The organism is Bariatricus sp. HCP28S3_A7, assembly GCF_052066375.1.
GTDB lineage: Bacteria > Bacillota > Clostridia > Lachnospirales > Lachnospiraceae > Allocoprococcus.
The window spans coordinates 1-13,790 of record NZ_JBQHSG010000011.1 but is presented as its reverse complement, the minus strand read 5'-3'; the positions used below and the strand labels follow the sequence as shown (position 1 = coordinate 13,790).

Annotated in this window: 11 protein-coding genes, 3 tRNA genes and 1 other annotated feature; of the genes, 11 read left to right on the top strand and 3 right to left on the bottom strand. The window is 44.1% G+C overall.

Annotation, left to right across the window (positions count from 1 at the left end; translation table 11 throughout):
* The first annotated feature begins 19 nt into the window (after nt 1–19).
* The 3 genes from ACTNA4_RS09040 to gdhA all read left to right on the top strand — a co-directional run bounded on the left by ACTNA4_RS09040 (nt 20) and on the right by gdhA (nt 6,368).
* Complete coding sequence (locus tag ACTNA4_RS09040; RefSeq protein WP_441029725.1) at nt 20–763, top strand: TIGR01906 family membrane protein; 744 nt, start codon at nt 20–22, stop codon at nt 761–763.
* A gap of 126 nt (nt 764–889) precedes the next feature.
* On the top strand, nt 890–4,648 hold the full coding sequence (locus ACTNA4_RS09035; protein ID WP_441024578.1) for a phosphoribosylformylglycinamidine synthase: 3,759 nt from the start codon (nt 890–892) through the stop codon (nt 4,646–4,648).
* A 385-nt stretch (nt 4,649–5,033) separates the two neighbouring features.
* Nucleotides 5,034–6,368, top strand: a complete 1,335-nt coding sequence (gene gdhA, locus ACTNA4_RS09030; protein WP_441029723.1) for an NADP-specific glutamate dehydrogenase — start codon at nt 5,034–5,036, stop codon at nt 6,366–6,368.
* A 146-nt stretch (nt 6,369–6,514) separates the two neighbouring features.
* Here the strand turns inward: gdhA and ACTNA4_RS09025 are convergent.
* Together ACTNA4_RS09025 and ACTNA4_RS09020 are read right to left on the bottom strand one after the other, a co-directional pair.
* Nucleotides 6,515–6,588 (bottom strand) — tRNA-Met (locus ACTNA4_RS09025).
* 20 nt (nt 6,589–6,608) lie between these two features.
* Nucleotides 6,609–6,681 (bottom strand) — tRNA-Val (locus tag ACTNA4_RS09020).
* A 263-nt stretch (nt 6,682–6,944) separates the two neighbouring features.
* On the opposite strand from ACTNA4_RS09020, the gene ACTNA4_RS09015 reads away from it, so the two are divergent.
* The 8 genes from ACTNA4_RS09015 to ACTNA4_RS08980 all read left to right on the top strand — a co-directional run bounded on the left by ACTNA4_RS09015 (nt 6,945) and on the right by ACTNA4_RS08980 (nt 13,550).
* Nucleotides 6,945–7,463, top strand: coding sequence for a hypothetical protein (locus ACTNA4_RS09015; protein WP_441029721.1), 519 nt, complete (start codon nt 6,945–6,947; stop codon nt 7,461–7,463).
* Nucleotides 7,464–7,504: 41 nt separating this feature from the next.
* Nucleotides 7,505–8,059, top strand: coding sequence for a 2-C-methyl-D-erythritol 2,4-cyclodiphosphate synthase (gene ispF / locus ACTNA4_RS09010; RefSeq protein ID WP_427805534.1), 555 nt, complete (start codon nt 7,505–7,507; stop codon nt 8,057–8,059).
* Nucleotides 8,056–9,180, top strand: coding sequence for a GNAT family N-acetyltransferase (locus ACTNA4_RS09005; protein WP_441029719.1), 1,125 nt, complete (start codon nt 8,056–8,058; stop codon nt 9,178–9,180). The genes ispF and ACTNA4_RS09005 overlap by 4 nt, the downstream gene beginning before the upstream one ends.
* 73 nt (nt 9,181–9,253) lie before the next feature.
* Nucleotides 9,254–9,500 (top strand) — a binding site (T-box leader).
* Nucleotides 9,501–9,598: 98 nt separating this feature from the next.
* Nucleotides 9,599–10,267, top strand: coding sequence for a serine O-acetyltransferase EpsC (epsC, locus tag ACTNA4_RS09000; protein WP_441029717.1), 669 nt, complete (start codon nt 9,599–9,601; stop codon nt 10,265–10,267).
* Between the two features lie 26 nt (nt 10,268–10,293).
* Complete coding sequence (gene cysS / locus ACTNA4_RS08995) at nt 10,294–11,700, top strand: cysteine--tRNA ligase (RefSeq protein ID WP_427805537.1); 1,407 nt, start codon at nt 10,294–10,296, stop codon at nt 11,698–11,700.
* Nucleotides 11,685–12,173, top strand: a complete 489-nt coding sequence (locus tag ACTNA4_RS08990) for a Mini-ribonuclease 3 (RefSeq protein WP_427805538.1) — start codon at nt 11,685–11,687, stop codon at nt 12,171–12,173. The genes cysS and ACTNA4_RS08990 overlap by 16 nt, the downstream gene beginning before the upstream one ends.
* On the top strand, nt 12,173–12,925 hold the full coding sequence (gene rlmB / locus ACTNA4_RS08985) for a 23S rRNA (guanosine(2251)-2'-O)-methyltransferase RlmB (protein ID WP_441029714.1): 753 nt from the start codon (nt 12,173–12,175) through the stop codon (nt 12,923–12,925). The genes ACTNA4_RS08990 and rlmB overlap by 1 nt, the downstream gene beginning before the upstream one ends.
* A 4-nt stretch (nt 12,926–12,929) precedes the next feature.
* Nucleotides 12,930–13,550 (top strand): sigma-70 family RNA polymerase sigma factor, encoded by a 621-nt coding sequence (locus tag ACTNA4_RS08980; protein ID WP_441029711.1) that lies wholly within the window; start codon nt 12,930–12,932, stop codon nt 13,548–13,550.
* A gap of 33 nt (nt 13,551–13,583) precedes the next feature.
* On the opposite strand, the gene ACTNA4_RS08975 is transcribed toward ACTNA4_RS08980, so the two are convergent.
* Nucleotides 13,584–13,656 (bottom strand) — tRNA-Thr (locus ACTNA4_RS08975).
* Between the last annotated feature and the right edge of the window lie 134 nt (nt 13,657–13,790).

Here is a 13,790-nt window from a genome sequence, read left to right as displayed (position 1 = left end):
CGAAAGGAAAGATGGAATCATGAAGAAAGCGACAGGAAGAAAAGACAACGGGAAAATTATAGGTGAAACATGGCTTCATAAATTTCTGGGTGGTGTAATTGCTCTGAGCTTGATTTTTATGTTTTTGATCAGCAGTTTTGAAATCGGTATTTACAGTGATTTTGATTTTTATGAAAAAGAATACAGTAAATACGGAGTTGAGGAGCAGCTGGATATGGAAATGGAGGACATCATGGAAGTCACAGAATATATGATGTCTTATCTAAGAGGAAAGGAAGAAGTCTTAAGTATCGAGACAATGGTAGAAGGGGAACGACAGGATTTTTTTAATGAACAGGATAGACTGCATATGGAAGATGTGCAGGGACTGTTTCTGGGTGGACTATCCCTGAGGAGAGCAACGTTTATTATTCTTATTGCAGGAGTTATTGCATTGTTTGCGCTCAAAGGAAATTGGAAAAAAATCATACCGTATATGTATGAGCGGATACTCGCGGTTTTTGCAGTTGTTATTGTGGCTCTGGGTGTTCTGATCTCGCAAAACTTTGCGAAATGCTTCGTGATTTTTCATGAATTGTTTTTTGACAATGATCTGTGGATGTTCGATCCGGAATATGACTATATGATACGAATGCTCCCGGAAGGATTCTTCTTTGACATGGTTATCCGGATTGCTGTTATCTTTATTGTTATGCTTTTGGGATCTCTTATTGTTTGTGTGATAAGTAAACGATTGGACAGAAAAAAAGAGAATGTTAATTAGAAAAACTTATAAAACAGTTTAGATATATTGACTATACTTATAAAAATGAATGTGATAGAATAAGACTATGCAGTAACTTATGCTGCCTCACGCAGTTTAAAATATGATTAACTAATGGAGGAAATTATGAACAGTGTAAAACGAGTGTATGTGGAGAAAAAACCTGAATTTGCCGTTCAGGCGAAGGAACTTGGACATGAAGTGAAGAGTTACCTCGGAATCAAATCGGTTACAAATGTAAGGGTGTTGATTCGTTATGATGTGGAGAATCTCTCGGATGCCACATTTGACAGAGCATGTAATGGCGTTTTTGCAGAACCACCGGTAGATGTTCTTTATCATGAAGATTTTCCACATGGAGAGAATGACCGTATTTTTTCTGTGGAATTCCTTCCGGGACAGTTCGACCAGAGAGCGGATTCGGCAGTCCAGTGTGTGCAGTTTATTAAGGAAGATGAGCTTCCGGTTATCAAAACTGCTACAACTTATGTGATTGAAGGTGAGATCAGTGATGCTGAATTTGATGCAATCAAAGCTCATTGTATCAACCCTGTTGATTCAAGAGAAACGAGTCTTGATAAGCCGGAAACACTGGTGACCAAGTTCGATGAGCCGGCAGATGTTAAGATTTTCGAGGGATTCAAGGATATGCCGGAAGAGGAACTGAAGGCATTATATGATTCTCTGGGGCTTGCAATGACTTTTAAAGATTTTCTGCATATTCAGAATTATTTCCGGGGAGAAGAGAAGAGAGATCCTTCTATGACAGAAATCCGTGTCCTTGACACATACTGGTCTGATCACTGTCGCCATACGACGTTCTCTACGGAACTTACAGATGTAAGCTTTGGGGAGGGGGATTATCGTGCTCCGATCGAAGATACTTATAAAGAATACTTACAGACACACAGTGAGATCTTTAAAGGGCGTGAAGACAAATTTGTCTGCCTGATGGATCTTGCTCTGATGGCGATGAGAAAACTCAAAAGGGAAGGAAAACTGGAAGATCAGGAAGAGTCTGATGAGATCAATGCCTGCAGTATCGTTGTGCCGGTTGAAGTAGATGGTGTTGAAGAAGAATGGCTTGTGAACTTCAAGAATGAAACCCATAACCATCCGACAGAGATTGAACCGTTTGGTGGAGCGGCTACCTGCCTTGGAGGAGCGATCCGCGACCCGCTGTCAGGACGTACTTATGTATATCAGGCTATGCGTGTGACAGGAGCGGCAGATCCAACCGTTTCAGTAAAAGAGACGATCAAAGGAAAGCTTCCGCAGAAGAAACTTGTCCGCAGTGCCGCACATGGCTATAGTTCTTATGGTAATCAGATCGGCCTTGCAACCGGCCTTGTAAAAGAAATCTATCATCCGGATTACGTGGCAAAACGTATGGAAATCGGAGCAGTTATGGCTGCGGCTCCGAGACGTGCTGTTATTCGTGAGACTTCCGATCCGGGAGATATCATTATCCTGCTTGGCGGACGCACCGGCCGTGACGGCTGCGGCGGAGCAACCGGATCTTCCAAAGTTCATACAGAAGAATCGATTGAGACCTGTGGCGCTGAGGTTCAGAAGGGTAACCCGCCGACAGAGCGTAAGATTCAGAGACTGTTCCGCAGAGAAGAAGTCAGCAGACTGATCAAGAAATGTAACGACTTCGGAGCAGGCGGTGTTTCTGTAGCAATCGGAGAACTTGCAGACGGACTTCGTGTTGATCTGGATAAAGTACCGAAGAAATATGCCGGTCTGGACGGAACAGAAATTGCGATATCAGAATCGCAGGAACGTATGGCTGTGGTTGTTGATCCGAAGGATGCCGAGCAGTTCCTTGCATATGCAAAGGAAGAGAATCTGGAAGCGACAAAAGTTGCTGTTGTAACGGAAGAGCCGCGACTGGTATTGTCCTGGAGAGGAAAGGAAATTGTAAATATTTCCCGTGCATTCCTTGATACAAATGGTGCACATCAGGAGACAACTGTAAAAGTTGACATTCCTAACAGAGCAGACAGCCCGCTTGTACAGCAGGTAGAAGTAAATGATGTAAAAGAAAAATGGCTTGATACACTGAAGGACCTGAATGTATGCTCACAGAAAGGACTTGTTGAGATGTTCGACGGTTCGATTGGAGCAGGTTCTGTCTTCATGCCACATGGTGGAAAATATCAGATGACAGAGACGCAGAGCATGGTTGCGAAGCTTCCGGTTCTGAAAGGAAAATGCGATACCGTAACCATGATGAGTTATGGATTTGATCCGTACCTGTCAAGCTGGAGCCCATACCATGGAGCTGTATATGCAGTGACGGAATCCATTGCAAAGATTGTTGCATGCGGAGGAGATTACAGGAAGATTCGCTTTACATTCCAGGAGTATTTCCGCCGTATGACCGAAGATCCGTCCAGATGGAGTCAGCCGTTTGCAGCGCTTCTCGGAGCATATAAAGCGCAGCTTGGATTCGGTCTTCCGTCCATCGGAGGTAAAGACAGTATGTCCGGTACGTTCGAACACATTGATGTACCGCCAACACTGGTTTCCTTTGCGGTAGATGTTGCAAAAGAACAGGATATCATCTCTCCTGAATTGAAAAAAGCAGGTAACAAGCTTGTATGGCTTCGTATTGAAAAGGATGAATATGAGCTTCCGGCATATGATAAGGTGATGGAGCAATATGGTAAGTTCACGGAAGATATTCACAATGGAAGAATCGTTTCAGCATATGCACTTGACCGTCACGGTGTGATCGCCGCTGTCAGCAAGATGGCATTTGGTAACGGAATGGGCGTTAAGATCGAGCATAACATGGATGCCAGAGAATTATTTGCTCCTGCATTTGGAGATATTATTGCGGAAGTTCCGGCGGACAAGGTTGGAGAACTTGGCATTACTTACACCGTGATTGGTGAAGTGACCGATGATGCGGCATTCTCTTATGCAGATGTCAGAATTACACTTGCAGAGGCAGAAGGCGCATGGACTGAGACTCTGGAGAAAGTATTCCGTACTGTATCCGATGAGGCATCCGAGGAGAAGGTAGAATCACCGCTTTATGATACAAAGGATATCTATATCTGCAAAAACAAGATCGCTCAGCCGCATGTATTTATTCCGGTATTCCCGGGCACAAACTGTGAATACGACAGTGCGAAGGCGTTTGAACGTGCAGGTGCGACTGTAACGACAAGAGTATTTAAGAACATGGATGCGGCGGACATTCTTGATTCCGTTGCCGAATTTGAAAAAGAGATTGCGAAAGCCCAGATCATTATGTTCCCGGGCGGATTCTCAGCAGGTGATGAACCGGATGGCTCAGCGAAATTCTTTGCAACTGCATTCCAGAATGCAAAATTAAAAGAAGCTGTTGAGAAGCTGCTGAATGAGCGTGACGGACTTGTACTCGGAATCTGTAACGGTTTCCAGACACTTGTCAAACTGGGATTGGTTCCTTATGGTGAGATCGTAGGCCAGACAGCAGATTCACCGACGCTGACATACAATACCATCGGACGTCATATTTCCAAGATGGTATATACCAAAGTTGTGACGAACAAATCTCCATGGCTGCAGGGTGCTGAACTTGGCGGCGTATATACCAATCCGGCTTCTCATGGTGAAGGACGTTTCGTAGCAAGCAAGGAGTGGCTTGACAAGCTGTTCGCAAACGGACAGGTTGCGACCCAGTATTGCGATCTTGATGGCAATGTTTCTATGGATGAAGAGTGGAATGTCAATGGTTCATATTGTGCGATCGAAGGTATTACAAGCCCGGATGGACGAGTACTTGGCAAGATGGCACATTCAGAGCGTCGCGGCGACAGTGTAGCTGTCAATATTTACGGCGAGCAGGATATGAAGATTTTTGAATCCGGAGTGAAGTATTTTAAATAAGTCACAAGTCTGTTTGATGTAATATAAATAAAATGAGAACCGTTTTCATACAATACATATGATATGGCAAATTGCTAAGAATATGGATGTGTGAAAATGGTTCTTTTTTTGTAAAAATACAGAATGGTAGCAATGCACGTGCAGGAAATACAAAGAATACTTGCAGGAAAAATAATATAAATCAATAATATAATCAGAAATATTATATAAAGTGAAACAGAATGCGCTCTGATATTCAAATAAAGGCAAAAAATAGCAAAAAAAACTTGACATTGTATAGAGGATGTTTTAAAGTGGAAAAAGGTTATTCAGTGGTTTTCATAATGAAATTGATTTGGTAAATATGAAAAGCATTTGAAAAAATGAACAGGAGGTATTGAGTAGTATGTCATATGTTGATGAGGTAATTGAATCAGTAGTTAAAAAGAATCCGGCAGAACCGGAATTTCATCAGGCAGTCAAAGAGGTTTTGGAATCTCTTCGTGTTGTAGTAGAGGCGAATGAAGAAAAATTCAGAAAAGATGCGCTTCTGGAAAGATTAGTAGAACCGGAGAGACAGATTAAGTTCCGTGTACCGTGGGTAGACGATAAGGGACAGGTTCATGTTAACACAGGATACCGTGTACAGTTCAACAGCGCAATCGGACCATATAAAGGAGGGCTTCGTCTCCATCCGTCCGTAAACCTCGGTATTATCAAGTTCCTTGGATTCGAGCAGATCTTTAAGAATTCTCTTACCGGTCTTCCGATCGGTGGAGGTAAAGGTGGTTCTGACTTTGATCCGAAGGGAAAATCAGACAGAGAAGTAATGGCATTCTGTCAGAGCTTTATGACAGAGCTTTGCAAATATATCGGTGCAGACACGGATGTGCCGGCTGGAGATATTGGTACAGGAGCAAGAGAAATCGGCTACATGTTCGGACAGTATAAGAGAATCCGCGGACTCTACGAAGGTGTTCTTACAGGTAAAGGATTAAGCTACGGCGGATCTCTTGCACGTACAGAAGCAACCGGATACGGACTTCTGTATCTGACAGAAGAGATGCTGAAACTCAACGGAATTGAGCTTGCCGGCAAGACAGTGGCAGTATCCGGATCTGGAAATGTTGCTATTTATGCTACACAGAAAGCTCAGCAGCTCGGAGCAAAGGTTGTTACCGTAAGTGATTCTACAGGATGGGTATACGATCCGGAAGGAATCGATGTGGCAGCACTGAAAGAGATCAAAGAAATAAATCGTGCAAGATTGACAGAGTACAAGAAGTATCGTCCGAACTCAGAATACCATGAAGGACGCGGTGTATGGTCTGTAAAAGTAGATATTGCACTTCCGTGTGCAACACAGAATGAACTTCTTCTTGATGATGCGAAACAGCTTGTCGCAAACGGATGTATTGCAGTAGCAGAAGGAGCAAATATGCCGACAACCATCGAAGCAACACAATATCTTCAGGAGAACGGCGTATTATTTGCACCTGGTAAAGCAGCGAATGCAGGCGGTGTTGCAACATCTGCTCTGGAAATGTCTCAGAACAGCGAACGTCTGAGCTGGACATTCGAAGAAGTTGATGCGAAACTGAAAAACATCATGGTAAATATCTGCCATAACATGGCTGATGCAGCAGAACGTTACGGAGCAAAAGGCAATTATGTAGTGGGTGCAAACATTGCAGGATTTGAAAAAGTTGTAGATGCTATGACTGCTCAGGGAATTGTGTAATAGAAATATACTGTAATAGATAGAACAATAATCAATAGATAATCCGGGATGATCGCAGAAATGAGATGATCCCGGCTTTTTATTTCGTAACTGAAATAACACGTTGTTTTGAACAAGAAAAAAGTCTGGAAAACCAGACTTTTTAGTAGCGGGAACTGGATTTGAACCAGCGACACCACGGGTATGAACCGTGTGCTCTAGCCAACTGAGCTATCCCGCCATATTCACTTTTCAGTGAAGTGGGACCAATAGGGCTCGAACCTATGACCCTCTGCTTGTAAGGCAGATGCTCTCCCAGCTGAGCTATGATCCCATTTCTGTAAGTTGCTTTCCCGCAACCGACTTCTATAGTATATCTCGAAGATCTCAAAATGTCAACACTTTTTTGGAAAAAAATTATTTTTTTTGAGAATGCCATTTGACGTGTTTGGGATAGGAATAAAGAGGCATGGATTACAGAAGCCGTAATCGAAAAAACATGGAAATTTCAATTCAAGTATGGTAGAATGAATAACAGTTCAGTTACATGAGGATACTGTAATTGTTGTGATGATGTAGAATACGGAGGAAGAAAAAATGCAAGGAAAAACGAGAAGGACGTTGATGATTCTTGTAGGTGCATACCTGATATATAATGGTGTCAAACTGATTATGGATGTTATGCAGGGCAACCCGAACTACAAGACAGTTTTGATCATTTTCGGAGTCATCTTTATTGTATTCGGTGCTGCTACAGTGATTTTGAATATCCGTGAACTTCTGAAGGATATGAAAGCAGAAAAGGAAGCATCCGGTGACGCGGTAAACGGAGACGATGATGAGAGCGTTGACGAGATCACAGTTGAGGCAGAAGGAACCGGGAATCCGGCGCGTACTGACAATACGGAACGTGTGTGGAAAGCTCCGACCGTTGCTGATGAAAAGAATGAATCTGCAAATTCAGGCGATGGAAAGGACAGCGATGATGGTGAAGTGATGATGGACGAAGACGCAGAGCCTCTGGATGAGGATCCCGATTTTTCTGAAATGGATGAGGAAGGATGGGGAACTGCTTCCGGAGAAGAAACAGATGAAGAGGCAGAAGAAGAGCCGTAAAAAGAAGAATCAGGTACATATCGGGAAGGAGAAGACGGGATATGCGGGTTGGAATGGGATATGATGTACACAGACTAACGGAAGGAAGAGATTTGATTCTCGGAGGAGTGAAGATTCCTTATGAGAAGGGGCTTTTGGGACATTCCGATGCAGATGTTCTTCTGCATGCGATTATGGATGCTCTTCTGGGAGCTGCGGCTCTCGGCGATATAGGGAAGCACTTCCCGGATACGGATGAAAAATACAGTGGTATTTCCAGCATGAAGCTGCTTAAACATGTGGCAGGCCTTTTGGAGGAAAATCTGTATATTGTAGAAAATATTGATGCCACTATCATTGCGCAGAAACCGAAGATGCGTCCGCATATTGCGCAGATGGAGGAAAATATAGCGAGTGCTTTGGGGATTGAGAGAGACAGAGTGAACGTGAAAGCGACAACAGAAGAAGGGCTTGGATTTACCGGAAGCGGAGAAGGAATTTCCGCTCAGGCAATTTGCGCTCTTGAGAAGATTACGAATTTCAGCAGTACGGATGTGATGCAGACTGAGGGGAGAAGCTGCGCCGGCTGCCGGGGATGTATGAGGTCAGAAGAATGATACTAAGAAAACTAAAGGCAAACGAGCATGTGCTTACGAGACCACTCTGGGAACGGGTGTTTGACGAAGATACGACAGAATTTTTAGATTATTATTATACTTCCAAAACGGAAGACAATGAAATCTACGTAATCGAGAAGGATGGAGAGATTCATTCCATGCTGCATTTAAATCCTTATGTGCTTCAAATTGGTAAAAAGGAAGAAGGCAGCCGATATATTGTGGGAGTTGCTACCGACAGAATGTATCGCGGGCAGGGGCAGATGACAGAATTGCTCCGAAAAGCGGTGAGGGATATGTATACGAAGAAACTGCCGTTTACATTTTTGATGCCGGCAGATGAAAAGATTTATTATCCGCATGATTTTCGCTTTGTGTATGCGGCGGAGCAGTGGGAAGCTTTCATGGCAAATGGGGAAGTACCGTCGCTGGATGCAATTCTTCACAGCGGCAATGGAAAACGGATACTGCTCAGACCTGCGCTTGCGTCTGATTGTAAGAAAATAGCGGCTTTTGCGGAACATATTCTGGAAGAAAAATACCAGATTTATGTCAAAAGAGACTGGCTGTATTATGAAACTTTGCTCAGGGAGCAGAAAAGTCAGAAAGGCGGAATCCTCCTTGCGGAGACAGATGATGAAATCAAAGGGATTCTGGTATTTGATGAAGAAAAGGATTTTTCGGTACGGGAACCGCTGGTAGAACCGGGATATGAGGATATTTTTGAAAAAGGCGGTCTGATCCTTAAGAAACAGGAAAAGAAAAAACCAATGATTATGGCCAGGATCCTGCATGTAGAATCTCTGCTGTCGTGCATGGTCTGCGATGAGGATACGGAGTTCCAGTTCATTCTTGTGGATCCGGTTATCCGGGAGAATAATAAGATATTCAGCATTAAGGGAAACAAAGAGCATCTGGTGGTTCGAACGAAACCCATTGCAAAAGGAAAGAGTGACGGCATCCAGATGATTAGTGTGGATGCGCTGACAACGATTTTATTCGGCTATAAGAGTCTGGAAAAAGTGGAGGAAGAGGAGCAGGAGAAATTCTCTGCGGAATTCAAGGAGAGTATTTCCAAGCTACAGCCTTTGAATCGGATTCTTTTGAATGAAATCGTATAATGTGATAATTTTTGCTTTGCGGTTGACAAATTAATCAATTTCGCATAGTATATAGAAGAATAGGCAAATAGTTTGAAAGACGAAGAACGAAAAGAGTAACTTTCCGGAATCTGACAGAGAGGGTTTGTCAGCGGCTGTAAGCAGACCCGAGAAGAAGGATTGTGAAGTGCATTCGGGAGTCGATTCGGTGAAAGGATTAACGTGGCATTCAAAGTGTTTAATCATATAGCCGGATACGGAGTGCATCCGTTATATGCATTGAGGAGAAAGGTCGAAAAGCCTTTTAATAGAGTGGAACCGCGGAAAACTTCGTCTCTTATCGGGACGGAGTTTTTTTGTTGCCATGCATGCGCCAACAAGGTCCGGTGGACCATTTGCGAGTTTTATTGCGTTTTCACTGAAAGAAAGGAGTAATAATATGGGTATCGTTTCTTTTGTGAAGGAAGAAATAGAAGTGATCCGAGAACGTGATCCGGCAATTAAGTCTACGATGGAAGTATTTCTGTATCCCAGTTTTAAAGTAATGTTACATTATAGAGTGGCACATAAGTTATATTTAAAGAAGCACTATTTTCTTGCGAGGTGGATTTCGCAGAGAGCAGTCCGAAAAACGGGGATCGAGATCCATCCGGGAGCTACCATCGGGAAGGGCCTTTTTATTGACCACGGAAGTGGTGTGATCATTGGTGAGACGGCGATACTTGGAAATAATGTGACGTTGTATCAGGGAGTGACCCTTGGAGGAACCGGAAAAGAAAAGGGAAAACGGCATCCGACGCTGGAAGATAATGTTATGGTGAGCGCCGGAGCAAAAGTAATCGGATCATTTACCGTAGGAAAGAATTCCAAGATCGGCGCCGGTTCTGTCGTAATCGAGGAAGTGCCGCCGAACTGTACGGTTGTCGGTGTCCCGGGACGAATTGTGCGCATGGGAAATCAGAAGATTCCGAGAACAGATATGGATCAGATTCATCTTCCGGATCCGGTCAAAGCGGATATTCAGAGACTGCAGGAAGAAAATATGTGGATGATGAAGAAAATGGAAGAACTGGAAAAAAGAATTGAATTATATGAAATGATGGAATAAGATGACAGATCAGAAAGGGAAGACACATGAAAGTATTTAACACACTGACAAGAAGAAAAGAAGAATTTGTACCTCTGGAGCCGGGGAAAGTGAAAATGTATGTCTGCGGTCCGACCGTGTATAATTTTATTCATATCGGAAATGCAAGACCGATGATCGTATTTGACACCGTAAGAAGATATTTTGAATATAAGGGATACGATGTCAATTACGTTTCCAATTTTACGGATGTGGATGACAAGATCATTAAGAAAGCAATTGAAGAAGGCGTTTCTGCGCAGGAAATTTCTCAGAGATACATCGCAGAATGTAAGAAGGATATGGAAGGGATGAATGTGAAGCCGGCAACCAAACATCCGCTTGCAACCGAGGAAATCTGCGGTATGGTGGAAATGATCGCGGATCTGATCGAGAAAGGTTATGCCTATGAGAAAAACGGAACCGTTTATTTCCGCACCAGACGGTTCAAAGACTATGGAAAATTATCCCATAAGAATCTGGATGATCTCCGCTCGGGCGGACGTTCCCTGCTGGTGACCGGTGAGGATGAGAAAGAAGATCCGCTTGATTTCGTACTCTGGAAGCCGAAAAAAGAAGGCGAACCCGCGTGGGAGTCTCCGTGGTGTGAAGGACGTCCGGGATGGCATATTGAATGCTCTGTGATGTCTAAGAAATATCTCGGTGAGCAGATCGACATTCATGCGGGCGGTGAGGATCTGGTATTCCCACACCATGAGAATGAGATCGCTCAGAGTGAAGCGGCTAACGGAAAAGAATTTGCCAGATACTGGATGCACAATGCATTTTTAAATATTGATAACCGTAAAATGTCCAAATCTCTCGGAAATTTCCGTACCGTCCGTGAGATCAGCGAGCAGTATGATCTGCAGGTGCTCCGCTTCTTTATGTTGAGCGCTCATTACAGAAGCCCGTTGAATTTCAGTGCTGATTTAATGGAGGCGTCCGCAAATGGTCTGGAAAGAATTGTGAATGCGGTGGATAATCTGAAACATCTGATGGGAGCTGCCCAGACGGAAGCGATGAATGAAGCGGAAAATGCGACGTTTGCCCAGACGGAAGAGTTCGTAAAGGAATTCGAAGCTGCCATGGATGATGACTTTAATACGGCAGATGCAATCGCTGCGATCTTTGATCTGGTGAAATTTGCAAATACTACGGCTTCAGCGGAAAGTTCAAAAGAATATCTGAAGAAGCTGTTTGATCTGATCGTGAAGCTTGGAGATGTGCTCGGATTGATCCTTGACAAGGAAGAAGAGCTTCTGGATGCAGACATTGAGAAACTGATTGAAGAACGCCAGGCAGCAAGAAAGGCAAAGGATTTCGCAAGAGCTGACGCAATCCGTGACGAACTTCTGGCGAAAGGAATTATACTGAAGGATACCAGAGAAGGAGTACAATGGAAAAAAGCATAGGATTTGACTGGAAATCCTGTATGTGCGACGTTTTGAAACTGAATGAGGTGGATATCGCAGGATATTCACCTCTTACTTTAGCATATATAGGAGATAGTGTATACGATTTGATTATCAAGACTATGGTGGTCAGCGAAGGCAATAAACAGGTGAAAAAGCTGCACCAGGAAACCAGCAGTATGGTACAGGCTTCGGCGCAGTCGGAGATGATGCGTGTGATTCAGGAGCATTTGACTGAGGAGGAACATGCTGTATACAAGCGGGGGAGAAATGCGAAAACGGTATCCCCTGCAAAGAATCAGACCCTAACGGATTATCGGCGCGCGACCGGTTTTGAGGCGTTGATGGGATGGCTGTATCTGAAAAACGAATGGCCGAGAATGCTGGAACTGATTAAAATCGGACTGGAACATTTGAATAAAAAAGAAGAAAAAATGCAGGAGACAGGTTCTGCAGTCAGGGAGAATGAGTGATGATAGAAGAAAATGGAGTAAAAAGCCAGTTGATCGAGGGGAGAAATGCGGTTATGGAAGCATTTCGTTCCGGAAAACCGATTGACAAAGTGTATGTCCTGGACGGATGTCAGGACGGCCCGATCCGCAGTATTGTGCGTGAAGCGAAGAAGCATGACACGATTCTCAATTTTGTGACAAAAGAACGTCTTGCTCAGATTTCCGATACAGGGAAACATCAGGGTGTCATTGCGATGGCGGCTGCGTACGAATATGCTCAGGTGGAAGATATGTTGGAACTTGCAAAAGAAAAAGGCGAGGATCCATTTCTGATCCTGCTGGATAATATTGAGGATCCGCACAATCTTGGGGCGATTATCCGAACCGCAAATCTGGCGGGGGCACACGGTGTGATCATTCCGAAGCGGCGTGCGGCAGGACTCACTGCGACAGTGGCAAAGACTTCGGCCGGTGCGCTGAACTATACGCCGGTAGCTAAGGTCACCAATCTGGTGAAAACGATGGAAGAACTGAAGGAAAAAGGACTCTGGTTCGTCTGCGCCGACATGGGCGGGGATATCATGTATCATGTGAATCTGAAAGGGCCGATCGGGCTTGTGATCGGAAACGAAGGAGAAGGAGTGAGCAGGCTGGTTCGCGAGACCTGCGATATGACAGCTTCCATTCCGATGAAGGGGGATATTGATTCTCTGAATGCTTCGGTGGCGGCGGGTGTGCTTGCTTATGAGATTGTACGTCAAAGGCTGGGTTAATTAAATGGAATATGAAAAAATGACGGACGAGCAGCTGATCAGCCGCCTGCGAGGCGGCGAAAAGCCGATCATGGATTTTCTGATGGAGAAATATAAGGGATTGGTGCGTCAGAAGGCAAAAGCAATGTATCTCTGGGGAGGGGAAAATGACGATCTGATCCAGGAGGGGATGATCGGTCTTTTCAAAGCAGTAGAGGATTATGAGCCGGATGCGGGTGCATCTTTTTATAGCTTTGCTGAACTTTGCATTTCCAGGCAGATGTACACCGCCATCAAAGCGTCCCAGAGAAAAAAGCACTTACCCTTAAATTCCTACGTCTCACTCTATACATCGGGAAAACGGGAAGATGGAAAAGAAGCGCTTCCGCTGGCAGAGACGATCGAGGCGGGGGCAGAAAGCAATCCGGAAGAATTGCTTCTGAACACAGAGTATGCCAATGCATTTGAGGAAGAACTGATGGATCAGCTCAGCAAGCTGGAAAACCGGGTTTTGTATCTGCATCTGATGGGAATGGATTATTTGAAAATCGCAGAAGTAATGGATAAGAGTCCAAAAGCCATTGACAATGCCCTGCAGAGAATCAAAGGAAAGGCAAGGCATATTCTGGAAGAAAAGAGAAAATAAAAACCTCAGGAAATCTTCCTGAGGTTTTTTTAAAGCTGCCTAGCGGAATCGAACCGCCGACCTCCGCCTTACCAAGGCGACGCTCTACCGACTGAGCCAAGGCAGCAGACGCATATCAGCGACTTAATTAATATAACACACCTTCGTGAAATTTGTCAATATGACTTTTGATTTTTTTGAAAAAGTATTATGCTGCGAATTTCTTAGAATGAAGAATCCTGGATTGCGCATCCGGCATCA

Coding starts and splice junctions, on each gene's coding strand:
- cysS (WP_427805537.1), top strand. CDS start 10,294: ATGAAAGTATTTAACACACTGACAAGAAGAAAAGAAGAATTTGTACCT.
- ACTNA4_RS09005 (WP_441029719.1), top strand. CDS start 8,056: ATGATACTAAGAAAACTAAAGGCAAACGAGCATGTGCTTACGAGACCA.
- rlmB (WP_441029714.1), top strand. CDS start 12,173: ATGATAGAAGAAAATGGAGTAAAAAGCCAGTTGATCGAGGGGAGAAAT.
- ACTNA4_RS08990 (WP_427805538.1), top strand. CDS start 11,685: ATGGAAAAAAGCATAGGATTTGACTGGAAATCCTGTATGTGCGACGTT.
- gdhA (WP_441029723.1), top strand. CDS start 5,034: ATGTCATATGTTGATGAGGTAATTGAATCAGTAGTTAAAAAGAATCCG.
- ACTNA4_RS08980 (WP_441029711.1), top strand. CDS start 12,930: ATGGAATATGAAAAAATGACGGACGAGCAGCTGATCAGCCGCCTGCGA.
- ACTNA4_RS09015 (WP_441029721.1), top strand. CDS start 6,945: ATGCAAGGAAAAACGAGAAGGACGTTGATGATTCTTGTAGGTGCATAC.
- epsC (WP_441029717.1), top strand. CDS start 9,599: ATGGGTATCGTTTCTTTTGTGAAGGAAGAAATAGAAGTGATCCGAGAA.
- ispF (WP_427805534.1), top strand. CDS start 7,505: ATGCGGGTTGGAATGGGATATGATGTACACAGACTAACGGAAGGAAGA.
- ACTNA4_RS09040 (WP_441029725.1), top strand. CDS start 20: ATGAAGAAAGCGACAGGAAGAAAAGACAACGGGAAAATTATAGGTGAA.
- ACTNA4_RS09035 (WP_441024578.1), top strand. CDS start 890: ATGAACAGTGTAAAACGAGTGTATGTGGAGAAAAAACCTGAATTTGCC.